Annotated in this window: 12 protein-coding genes and 1 pseudogene; 4 read left to right on the top strand and 9 right to left on the bottom strand. The window is 70.0% G+C overall.

Translation table 11 applies throughout. From position 1 onward, the window contains the following. Positions 1-126: 126 nt before the first annotated feature. Positions 127-1,383 (top strand): Do family serine endopeptidase, encoded by a 1,257-nt coding sequence (locus J5F18_RS08825; protein WP_346301877.1) that lies wholly within the window; start codon positions 127-129, stop codon positions 1,381-1,383. A 29-nt stretch (positions 1,384-1,412) separates the two neighbouring features. Here the strand turns inward: J5F18_RS08825 and hisD are convergent. The 9 genes and pseudogenes from hisD to J5F18_RS08780 form a co-directional block, all read right to left on the bottom strand. Continuing rightward, positions 1,413-2,722 (bottom strand): annotated as a pseudogene (hisD, locus tag J5F18_RS08820) (histidinol dehydrogenase). A 122-nt stretch (positions 2,723-2,844) separates the two neighbouring features. Next, positions 2,845-3,498, bottom strand: a complete 654-nt coding sequence (hisG, locus tag J5F18_RS08815) for an ATP phosphoribosyltransferase (RefSeq protein ID WP_346301876.1) — start codon at positions 3,496-3,498, stop codon at positions 2,845-2,847. Between the two features lie 31 nt (positions 3,499-3,529). After that, a complete protein-coding gene (gene murA / locus J5F18_RS08810; protein ID WP_346301875.1) occupies positions 3,530-4,792 on the bottom strand; it encodes a UDP-N-acetylglucosamine 1-carboxyvinyltransferase in 1,263 nt (420 codons plus the stop codon). 12 nt (positions 4,793-4,804) lie between these two features. Then, positions 4,805-5,059, bottom strand: a complete 255-nt coding sequence (locus J5F18_RS08805) for a BolA family protein (protein WP_346301874.1) — start codon at positions 5,057-5,059, stop codon at positions 4,805-4,807. Positions 5,060-5,182: 123 nt separating this feature from the next. Next, positions 5,183-5,518, bottom strand: a complete 336-nt coding sequence (locus J5F18_RS08800) for an STAS domain-containing protein (RefSeq protein WP_346301873.1) — start codon at positions 5,516-5,518, stop codon at positions 5,183-5,185. Next, positions 5,515-6,168, bottom strand: a complete 654-nt coding sequence (locus tag J5F18_RS08795) for an ABC transporter substrate-binding protein (RefSeq protein WP_346301872.1) — start codon at positions 6,166-6,168, stop codon at positions 5,515-5,517. The genes J5F18_RS08800 and J5F18_RS08795 overlap by 4 nt, the downstream gene beginning before the upstream one ends. Positions 6,169-6,213: 45 nt before the next feature. After that, positions 6,214-6,678, bottom strand: coding sequence for an outer membrane lipid asymmetry maintenance protein MlaD (gene mlaD, locus J5F18_RS08790; protein WP_346301871.1), 465 nt, complete (start codon positions 6,676-6,678; stop codon positions 6,214-6,216). Positions 6,679-6,715: 37 nt separating this feature from the next. After that, positions 6,716-7,498: a lipid asymmetry maintenance ABC transporter permease subunit MlaE gene (mlaE, locus tag J5F18_RS08785; protein ID WP_346301870.1), complete on the bottom strand. Its 783-nt coding sequence runs from the start codon at positions 7,496-7,498 to the stop codon at positions 6,716-6,718. Further along, positions 7,495-8,307, bottom strand: a complete 813-nt coding sequence (locus tag J5F18_RS08780; protein ID WP_346301869.1) for an ATP-binding cassette domain-containing protein — start codon at positions 8,305-8,307, stop codon at positions 7,495-7,497. The genes mlaE and J5F18_RS08780 overlap by 4 nt, the downstream gene beginning before the upstream one ends. Positions 8,308-8,537: 230 nt before the next feature. Here J5F18_RS08780 and J5F18_RS08775 point away from each other — a divergent pair, with 230 nt between their 5' ends. From J5F18_RS08775 to lptC, 3 genes are read left to right on the top strand one after another with little or no spacing between them, the layout of a single operon-like run. Then, on the top strand, positions 8,538-9,533 hold the full coding sequence (locus tag J5F18_RS08775) for a KpsF/GutQ family sugar-phosphate isomerase (protein WP_346301868.1): 996 nt from the start codon (positions 8,538-8,540) through the stop codon (positions 9,531-9,533). A 26-nt stretch (positions 9,534-9,559) separates the two neighbouring features. After that, positions 9,560-10,117, top strand: a complete 558-nt coding sequence (locus J5F18_RS08770) for an HAD-IIIA family hydrolase (RefSeq protein ID WP_346301867.1) — start codon at positions 9,560-9,562, stop codon at positions 10,115-10,117. A gap of 4 nt (positions 10,118-10,121) precedes the next feature. Further along, on the top strand, positions 10,122-10,706 hold the full coding sequence (gene lptC, locus J5F18_RS08765; RefSeq protein ID WP_346301866.1) for an LPS export ABC transporter periplasmic protein LptC: 585 nt from the start codon (positions 10,122-10,124) through the stop codon (positions 10,704-10,706). Positions 10,707-10,741 lie beyond the last annotated feature (35 nt).

Below are 10,741 nucleotides of genomic sequence, written 5' to 3'. Positions count from 1 at the left end.
CAGCGCATCGCGATTGATCATGGGGGAGCTCCCGACGTCCAAAGGGCGAGAATGTTACCATTAGTCCATTGTACCGCCGGGGCCTCGGGCCCCGCGACCGCTCTGCCTCAAAGGACGCCGACTCGCATGCGACCCCCTCTGCGCTCACTCACGCCCTACCTCCTGCCGATCACCATCGGGGTGCTGCTGGCCGTGGTGCTGCTCAATGCCTTCCCGCAGCTGACGGGACGCCAGGCGGATCCCACGCCGCCCCAGCCCTCGGTCCAGGCCCCCGGCGCCCAGGCGCCGCTCAGCGTCTCGCCCCGGGTCGAAGCCCCGGAGGCGGCGCAGCCGCGCCCGGCCCCGGAACTGCGCCAGGCGGCTCCGCTAAGCCGTGAACAGGGGCCGGTGAGCTATACAACCGCCGTGGAGAAGGCCGCGCCGGCGGTGGTCAACATCTACTCCTCCCGGGTGGTGGAACGCGACCAGCACCCGCTGATGTCCGACCCCTTCTTCCGCCAGTTCTTCGGCGACGACGTGCCGGCTCGCCAGCGCATGCTCTCGAGCCTGGGCTCCGGCGTGATCGTCAGCGAGGACGGCTACGTGCTGACCAACCACCACGTGATCGGCGGCGCCGACCAGATCCAGGTAGCGCTGCGTGACGGTCGCGAGACGCTGGCCGAGGTGATCGGCACCGACCCGGAGAGCGACCTTGCCGTGCTGCGCATCGACCTCGACACCCTGCCGGTGATCGAGCTGGCCGACTCCACCGAGGTGGCCATCGGCGACGTCTCCCTGGCCATCGGCAACCCCTTCGGCGTGGGCCAGACGGTGACCATGGGCATCATCAGCGCCACCGGCCGCAGTCACCTGGGCCTCAACGCCTACGAGGACTTCATCCAGACCGACGCGGCCATCAACCCCGGCAACTCCGGCGGCGCCCTGATCAACGCCGAGGGCTCCCTGGTGGGCATCAACACCGCCATCTTCTCGCGCTCCGGCGGCTCCCAGGGCATCGGCTTCGCCATCCCCGCCAACCTGGCCGCCAATATCCTCGAGGAGCTGGTCACCCAGGGCCGGGTGATCCGCGGCTGGCTGGGTGTCGAGGCCCAGGAGCTCAACCCGGAGCTGGCCGCCTCCTTCGGCCTTCAGGCGCCCCGCGGGGTGGTGATCGCCGGCGTGGTGCCGGGCGGTCCGGCCGACCAGGCCGGACTACAGCCTGGCGACGTCCTGCTGGCCATCGACAACCGGCCGATCCTCGATGCGCGGGTCACCATGGCCGACATCGCCGCCGTGGCGCCCGGCGAGACGCTGCCGCTTACCGTGGTGCGCGGTGGCGAGACCCTCGAGGTCATTTTGGAGGTAGGCGAACGGCCGGCGCCGGAGCTGCGCCGGCCGGAGTAGCGGCTCGGGCCGGCATCCGTCCGGCGCGGCTACTCCTGAATACGATACTCGGCACTGCGCGCGTGGGCGGTCAGCGACTCGCCGCGGGCCAGCACGGAGGCCACCCTGCCGAGCTCGGAGGCCCCCTCGGGCGAGCAGTGGAGCGCTTCTGGAAGTCGTAGACCCCCAGCGGCGAGGAGAAGCGCGCGGTGCCCGACGTCGGCAGCACGTGGTTGGGGCCGGCGCAGTAGTCCCCCAAGGCCTCGGCGGTATAGCGGCCCATGAAGATGGCGCCGGCGTGGCGCACCTCGGGCAGCCACCCCTCCGGGTTGGCCACCGAGAGCTCCAGGTGCTCGGGGGCAATGCGGTTGATCAGCGCTACCGCCTCTTCGCGGCCGGCGCACTCGATCAGGGCACCGCGCCGCGCCAGGGAGTCGCGCACGATGCCCTCGCGCTCCAGGCTCGGCAACAGGCGATCGATGGCGGCCTCGACGGCATCGAGGTGCTCGGCATCCCAGCTCACGAGGATCGCCTGGGCGTCCTCGTCGTGCTCCGCCTGGGAGAAGAGATCCATGGCCAGCCAGTCGGCGTCGGTGCCGCCGTCGGAGACCACCAGGATCTCCGAGGGGCCGGCGATCATGTCGATCCCCACCTGGCCAAACACCGCCCGCTTGGCCGTCGCCACGTAGATGTTGCCGGGGCCGACGATCTTGTCGACCCGCGGCACCGTCTCGGTGCCGTAGGCCAGCGCCGCCACCGCCTGGGCGCCGCCCACTGTGAAGACCCGGCCCACCCCGGCCAGGTGCGCCGCCGCCAGCACCAACTCGTTGAGCACGCCATCCGGGGTCGGCACCACCATGATGATCTCGCGCACCCCGGCCACATGGGCGGGGATGGCGTTCATCAGCACCGAGGAAGGATAGGCCGCCTTGCCGCCGGGCACGTAGATGCCGGCGCGGTCCAGGGCAGTGACCTGCTGGCCCAGCACCGTGCCGTCGGCCTCGGTGTAGTGCCAGGACTCCGGCTTCTGGCGCTCGTGGTAGGCCCGGATGCGCTCGGCGGCCTGGGCCAGCGCCTCGCGCTGCTCGGCAGGCAAGCCTTCATAGGCCTGGCGCAACCGAGGCGCCGAGAGGGTCAGGTCCGCCATGCGGGTCGCCGAGAGGCGGTCGAAGCGATTGCTGGCCTCCACCAGGGCAGCGTCGCCCCGGGTGCGCACCGCGGTGATAAGCTCCTCGACCCGCGCCTGGACCTCGGCGTCGGAGACGCCCTCCCAGGCCAGCAGGGTCGAGAGGCGCGCCTCGAAGTCGGCCTCTCGGGTGGCGAGCCGGGCGATGCCGGAGGGAGCGGTTGTCTCGGTCATGGCAGCTTCCATCATCAATCGGGAGGTCTCTATTGTTCGGCGCCGGAGGGCGCCGGGCAAGAGGGCGGCGGCTATGGGGCCGCGACGCCGCGCCTATCGGCGGCTCGGCCCGCGGCGAGGGCTCAGGCCGAGGCGGCCTCGCGACGGGCGGCCACCGCCTGGCCGAGGCGCTCGAGCAGCGGCTTGATGCGGGCGTGCTTCATGGTCATGGACGCCTTGTTGACCACCAGGCGGGTGGAGACCTTCGCGATCAGCTCGCGGGGTTCCATGCCGTTGGCGCGCAGGGTGTTGCCGGTGTCGACGATGTCGACGATCTCGTCGGCCAGGTTCATCAGCGGGGCCAGCTCCATGGCGCCATAGAGCTTGATCACCTCGGCCTGGATGCCCTGCTCGGCGTACCAGCGCCGGGCGACATTGACGAACTTGGTGGCCACCCGCCGCCTCGCCCGGGCCGGCTCGGCGCCGGTGATGCCGGCGGTCATCAGCTTGCAGCGGGCAATCTCCAGATCCAGCGGCTCGTAGAGCCCCTCGACGCCGTGCTCGAGCAGCACGTCCTTGCCCGCCACGCCGAGATCCGCCGCCCCCAGCTGCACGTAGGTGGGCACGTCGGTGGCACGGATCACCACCAGCTTGACGTCGGGCAGGTTGGTGTCGAACAGCAGCTTGCGGCTCTTGCCCAGGTCCTCCGCGGGCTCGATGCCGGCATCGGCCAACAGCGGCAGGGTCTCGTCCAGAATGCGGCCCTTGGAGAGGGCCAGAATAAGTTGTTTGCTCATGCTCTCGCCTAATGTCGGGAAGCGGCCGGAATCAGCCCGGCACGCGCCGGATGCGCGCCCCCAGCAGCTGCAGCTTCTCCTCGATGCACTCGTAGCCGCGGTCGATGTGGTAGATGCGATCCACCAGGGTCTCGCCCTCGGCCATCATCGCCGCGATCACCAGCGACGCCGAGGCGCGCAGGTCGGTGGCCATCACCGGCGCCCCGGAGAGCCACTCGACCCCCTCGATCACCGCGGTGTTGCCCTCCAGGGCGATCTTCGCCCCCATGCGGTTGAGCTCCTGGACGTGCATGAAGCGGTTCTCGAAGATGGTCTCCACCACCCGGGAGGTGCCTTCGGCCACCGCATTCATCGCCACGAACTGCGCCTGCATGTCGGTGGGAAAGGCGGGATAGGGGGCGGTGCGGATGTTCACCGCTCGGGGCCGCTTGCCGTGCATATCCAGCGCGATCCAGTCGTCGCCGCTGGTGATCTCGGCGCCGGCCTCCTCCAGCTTGGCCAGCACCGCCTCGAGGATATCGGCGCGGGTGCGGCGCACCTTGACGCGACCCCGGGAGAGCGCGGCGGCCACCAGGAAGGTACCGGTCTCGATGCGGTCGGGCATGACATCATGGTAAGCGCCGTGCAGCCGCTCGACGCCCTCGATGACGATGGTGTCGCTGCCGTGGCCGCGAATCTTCGCCCCCATCTTGATCAGGCACTCGGCCAGGTCGACCACCTCGGGCTCCCGGGCGGCGTTCTCCAGCACCGTGGTGCCGTCGGCAAGGGCCGCCGCCATCAGCAGGTTCTCGGTGCCGGTCACGGTCACGGTGTCGAAGAAGATGGTGGCCCCCTTGAGGCGGCCGTCGACCCGGGCGCGGATATAGCCGCCCTCGACGCGGATCTCGGCGCCCATGGCCTCCAGCCCGCGCAGGTGCAGGTCCACCGGCCGCGAGCCGATGGCGCAGCCGCCGGGCAACGAGACATCGGCATGGCCGAAGTGGGCCAGCAGCGGCCCCAGCACCAGGATGGAGGCGCGCATCTTCTTGACCAGCTCGTAGGGGGCGTCGCAGTGCTTCACCTGGGCGCCGTCGAGCTGGATAGTCATCTTCTCGCCCATCACCGGCTCGACGCCGAGGTGGCCGAGCAGCTCCAGGGTGGTGGTGATGTCCTGCAGGTGTGGCAGGTTGCCGATGGTCACCGGCTCCTCGGCCAGCAGGGTGGCGCAGAGGATCGGCAGGGCGGCGTTCTTGGCGCCGCTGGCCCATACCTCGCCGTCGACCGGCCCGTTGCCGGTGATGATCAACTTGTCCATGGGGGCTCGATATCAGGCGCCGGCGTTCTCCGGCGCGCTCTCCCACTGCGCCGGGGTGTAGGTCTTGATGCTCACCGCATGCAGGGCGCCGGAGGCGATCTCGTCGGCCAGCGCGCCGTAGATCAGCTGCTGGCGCTTGACCGGCGAGAGGCCCGAGAAGACCTCGCCCACGGCCACCACCTGGAAGTTGCAGCCTTCGCCCTGGATATGAAACTCGCAGCCGTCGATGCGGGACTCGAGCAGCGCCTTGACGTCGCTGGGGTGCATGATGCGGCACTCCTGTGTCTGAAACGGGAAGGCCACCGGGCGCAACGCGGCCGATGGCACGAAACGGGGATGGCCCATGGTAAAGAAAAGCGTGGCGCTTGGCGATCTCGGCAGGCCACCGACTCAGGCCGCTGCGGCCTCGAGAGGGAGCAGGCGTTCCAGGCCGGCCAGGTCGGTGAGCCGCCGCAGGGCCGGCGAGAGGCGCACCGGCTGCAGCTTGAGGCCGGCGGCGCGGGCACCGCGGGTCCACTCCAGCAGCACGCTGAGCGCCGCGCTGCTGACATCGGCCACGCCGGCGAGGTCGAAGCTGACCCGGGTACCGGCAGGCTGCCCGGCGAGCCAGGCACGGCCCGCCTCGGCCAGGCTCGCGGCCACCTCGAAGCCCACCGGCCCCGCGACCCGCAGGGTGGTCGCCTCGGCCTCGAGGCAGACACCAGCGCGCTCGAGCAGGGCGATCATGCGCCGCCGCCCTCCTCCAGCTCCTCGACGGCAATCTCCGGCGCCCAGCTGGCGATCACCGCATCGTAGTCGCGCCCATGGTCGCGCATGGCCTGGTCGAACTGGTTGCGGAAGGTCAGCCCCAGGTTGATGCCGTTGACGATCACGTTGACCACGCGCCACTCGCCGCCTGAGAGGCGCAGCGAATAGCTGACCGGGTAGACCTGACCGCTGGTGGCCACCACCTCCATGTCGACGCTGGCCTGGTCCTCGTGGCGCTGAGGCCGCTGGTGCTCCAGCACCCGCAGCTCGCGGTAGTCGAAGGTGACCAGGCCCTTGGTATAGGTGTCGATCAAGGTCTGGCGGAAGGTGTCGGCGAAGCGCGAGCGCTGCTGGGGCGTGGCATTCTGGAAGTAGCGGCCCATCACGCTGGCCCCGATGTAGCGAAAGTCGGCGATGTCATCGAGGCTGTCGTCGACCAGCGCCTTGAGCTCGTCGAGGTTGTCGGCGAAGTAGTCGCGGCGTCCCTCGATCTCGGCGGTCAGCCTCTCGACGCTTTCGCGGATCAGCTGCTCAGGGGTACGCTCGGGCGCCGCGCTGGCCGGCAGGGCAAACAGGGCCAGTACCAGGCCGGCCAGCAGGACTCGCAGCGATGGGAAAAGGCGGCTCATGCAGTAACTCTCCTTGCAAGGGGCAGAAAGCGGTGCCGTGCGGCGTCAGTCGCTGATCATATTGGACACGAACTGCTGGATGAGTTCTTCCAGCACGATGGCCGACTGGGTATCGCGGAGGGTATCCCCGTCGGCCAGGGTCTCCGGGTCGCCGCCCACGGAGAGCCCGATATACTGCTCGCCGAGCAGCCCCGCGGTGAAGATCGCCGCGGTGGTGTCCCGGGAGAGCCGGCCCTCCAGGCTGCCGTCGAGCTCCAGGATCACCCGGGCGTCGTACCAGTCGGTGTCAAGCTCGATGGCCGACACCCGGCCCACGGTGACGCCGGCCATGGTGACCCGCGCCCGCGGCTTGAGGCCGCCGACGTTGGCGAAGTTGGCCTCCAGGCGGAAGGTGTCGCCGGGCGCCTGGAAGGTCAGCCCGCTGACCCGCAGGCCCAGGAACACCAGGCCGAGGATCCCGGCGAGCATGAACAGCCCCACCCCCAGCTCCATCGTCTTGCTGCGCTTCATCGCTTCTCTCCGAACATCGAGGCGTGCCTCCCGCACTTCACGAGAGGCCACCGAACATCACCGCGGTCAGCACGAAATCGAGGCCGAGGACCGCCAGGGAGGAGTAGACCACGGTGCGGGTGGTGGCCCGGGAGATCCCCTCCGAGGTGGGCACCAGGTCATAGCCCTGGAACACCGCGATCCAGGTCACCACCACCGCGAACACCAGACTCTTGACCATGCCGTTGCCCACATCGCCGATGAAGTCGACGCTGGCCTGCATGTTGCCCCAGTAGGAGCCCTCGAAGACGCCGAGCCACTCCACCCCCACCAGGTAGCCGCCGTAGATGCCCACCACGCTGAAGCCGATGGTCAAGAGCGGCAGGGCCACGAAGCCCGCCCAGAGGCGCGGCGCCACCACCCGCCGCAGCGGATCGACGCCGATCATCTCCATGCTGGTGAGCTGTTCGGTGGCCTTCATCAGGCCGATCTCGGCGGTCAGCGCCGAGCCGGCGCGGCCGGCGAACAGCAGCGCCGCCACCACCGGCGACAGCTCGCGCAGCAGCGACAGCGCCACCATCTGGCCCAGGGCCTGCTCGGCGCCGAAGTCCACCAGGATGGTGTAGCCCTGCAGCGCCAGCACCATGCCGATGAAGAGCCCCGAGACCAGCACGATGGCCAGCGACAGCACGCCGACGAAGTGCATCTGGCGCAGCCACAGGTGCCAGCCCTCGCGACTCGGCACCCCCACCGCCGACTGGGCCACGAAGACGCCGGCACGCCCCAGCGCCTCGAGCAGCTCGCAGCCGCGGCGCCCCAGGCCGGTGATCCGCTCGATCATCGCCGCCCTCCCGCATCGAGGATATCGGTGAAGAAGTCCACCGCCGGATAGTGGAAGGGCACCGGGCCGTCGGGCTCGCCGTGGACGAACTGGCTGACCCGCGGGTCCTGGTCCACGTCCAGGCCCTGGGGCGTGCCCTGGGCCATCACCAGGCCATCGGCGATCACGTAGACGTAGTCGGCGATGGACAGGGTCTCCTTGATGTCGTGGGAGACGATCACCGAGGTGAGCCCCAGCGCCTCATTGAGGCGCTTGATCAGCTGCACCAGCACTCCCATGGAGATCGGATCCTGGCCGACGAAGGGCTCGTCGTAGAGGATCAGCTCCGGGTCCAGGGCCATCGCCCTGGCCAGGGCGACCCGCCGGGCCATGCCGCCGGAGAGCTCCGAGGGCATCAGCTCGCGGGCCCCGCGCAGCCCCACCGCCTCGAGCTTCATCAGCACCAGGTCGCGGATCATCGCCTGGGGCAGGTCGGTGTGCACCCGCAGCGGGAAGGCGACGTTCTCGAACACGCTGAGGTCCGAGAACAAGGCCCCGCTCTGGAACAGCATGCCCATGCGCCTGCGCATGGCGAACAGCGCCTTGCGCGACTGGCGATGCACATCCTCGCCGTCGATCAGCACGCGGCCGGCGTCAGGAACCAGCTGCCCGCCGATCAGCTTGAGCAGCGTGGTCTTGCCGGTCCCGCTGGGGCCCATGATGGCAGTGATCCTGCCCCGCGGGATGGCGAGATCGACGCCGCGGAAGATCTCCTTCTCGCCCCGCGAGAAATGCAGCCCCTCCACCACCACGAAGGGAGTGTCACTCATCGATTCGTCAACTCGCTCGGCAACTCCGGAAAAATTATCGAACATCGTATCCTAACTCCCCGGGACGGCGCCAGCCTGGCAGAGCGCAGCGCTTGCACTGACCGGGCCCAAGGCGTTTAATGCGCCCCTCCTGATCTCCGGCCCAGGGCCTCCCATGTTGGTTCCGCCGATCATCATGCGTCGCGAGCTGCCACTTGAGTGAACCCGCGCTACAGGCAACAATCACCGCCATGACTGCAGACACCTCCCCCACTGCCGACGCCTCCCCGCTGCGCGACAGCGCCCGCCGCACCCTGGCCCTGGAGCAGCAGGCGATCGGCGCGCTCAGTGACCGCCTCGACGGCGACTTCGACCGTGCCTGCCAGCTGATCCTCGCCTGCCGCGGCCGGGTGGTGGTGACCGGCATGGGCAAGTCCGGCCATATCGCCGGCAAGATCGCCGCCACCCTGGCCAGCACCGGCACCCCGGCCTTCTTCGTGCACCCGGGCGAGGCCAGCCACGGCGACCTCGGCATGATCACCCCCGGCGACGTGGTGCTGGCGCTCTCCAACTCCGGCGAGACCGCCGAGGTAACCGCCCTGCTGCCGCTGCTCAAGCGCATGGGCGTGCCGCTGATCAGTCTGACCGGCCGCCCCGCCTCGACGCTGGCGCGCCACGCCGAGGCGCACCTGGACGCCGGGGTCGAGCGCGAGGCCTGTCCGCTGGACCTGGCCCCTACCGCCTCCACCACCGCCGCCCTGGCCCTGGGCGATGCCCTGGCGGTTGCGCTGCTGGAGTTCCGCGGCTTCACCGCCGAAGAGTTCGCCCTCTCCCACCCCGGTGGTAGCCTCGGCAAGCGCCTGCTGCTGCGGGTCGGCGACCTGCTGCACCGGGGCGACCGGCTGCCCCGCGTCCCCCTGGGCAGCCCGCTGCGTGACGCCCTGCTGGAGATCACTCGCCAGGGACTCGGCTTCACCTGCGTGGTGGACGAACAGGGCCGGCTGGCCGGGGTCTACACCGACGGCGATCTGCGCCGCACCCTGGACCAGCATCATGACCTCTCCGGCCTCACCGTCGACGCGGTGATGACCGTTCCCGGCAAGCGGGCCGCACCCGAGATGCTGGCCGCCGAGGCGGTGAAGCTGATGGAGGACCACCGCATCTCGGCCCTGGCCGTGGTCGACGACGAAGGGCGTCCAGTAGGCGCCCTGCACATGCACGACCTGCTGGCCAGCGGCGTGATCTGACCTTCCCCCCAACCCCCGGAGCTCCCATGCCCCACAACCTGCCCCTGCAAGACCCCCGACTGGTGGATCGCCTGCGTCGTATTCGCCTACTGGCCCTGGACGTTGACGGCGTGCTCACCGACGGCCAGCTCTATTTCCAGGCCGACGGCATCGAGATCAAGGCCTTCAACGTCCAGGATGGCCACGGCCTCAAGCTGCTCAAGCGCGCCGGCCTCGAGGTGGCCCTGATCACCGGCCGCGACTCCCCCACGGTAAGCCGGCGCGCCGCCGCGCTGGGCATTCAGCACGTCTTCCAGGGCGTGGAGAAGAAGCTGCCGGTGCTGCGAGACCTCTGCACCCGTCTCGGACTGGAGTTCGACCAGGTCGCCTACTGCGGCGACGACATGCCCGACGTGGGCGCCATCCGCCGCGCCGGCGTGGGCATCAGCGTGCCCAACGCCCCGGAGTACATCCAGAAACACGCCGACTGGGTGACGCTAAAGGGGGGCGGCCAGGGCGCGGCCCGCGAGATCAGTGACACCCTGCTCAGAGCCCAGGGCCACTGGGACGCGGTAATCGACACCTACCTGCACGGGGCCGGCTGAGCCCATGTCCCTGCCGCGGCCCTCGTTCCGCATCTGGCTTTTCCTGCTGCTGGTGGCGCTGGGCGGTGTGCTGGTGCTGCTCGATTCGCGCAGCGCCCGCGAGCCGGGCGCGGTGCCCCGCGACGAGGCCGGCGAGCCCGACTTCTTCCTCGAGGGCGCGCGCCTGACCCGCTTCGACGCCGAGGGGCGCGCCCACCAGCGCGTCGAGACGCCGCGCCTGGTGCACACGCCCCACGACGAGGTCACCCGCCTCGAGACCCCGGACGCGCGGATCTACGACAACGCCGGCCGGGTGTGGTTTGCCGAGGCCGACAGCGGCATGCTGGGGCCCGGCGGCAACCCGCTGACCCTCTCAGGCAACGCCCGGCTGCGCGCCCCCGAGGAGCGCTGGCGGCTCGACACCGAGGTGCTGCACTACGACGCCGACACCGGCCACGCCTGGACCGACACCCCTGCCCTGCTGCAGCAGCCTCCCCAGCACATGCGCGGCGAGCGCTTCGACGCCTGGCTCCATGACAATCGCGCTCGCCTGACCGACAATGTGCGCGGCCATCACCAGCCCGAGACTCGAGAGGACTCCCCGCCATGACGCGACCGCCTGCCCTGCTGCTCTGCCTGGCGCTG

This window comes from Halomonas sp. BM-2019 (assembly GCF_017584085.1).
The sequence above is the reverse complement of the archived record's forward strand: the minus strand, read 5'-3'. Positions and strand labels throughout refer to the sequence as shown.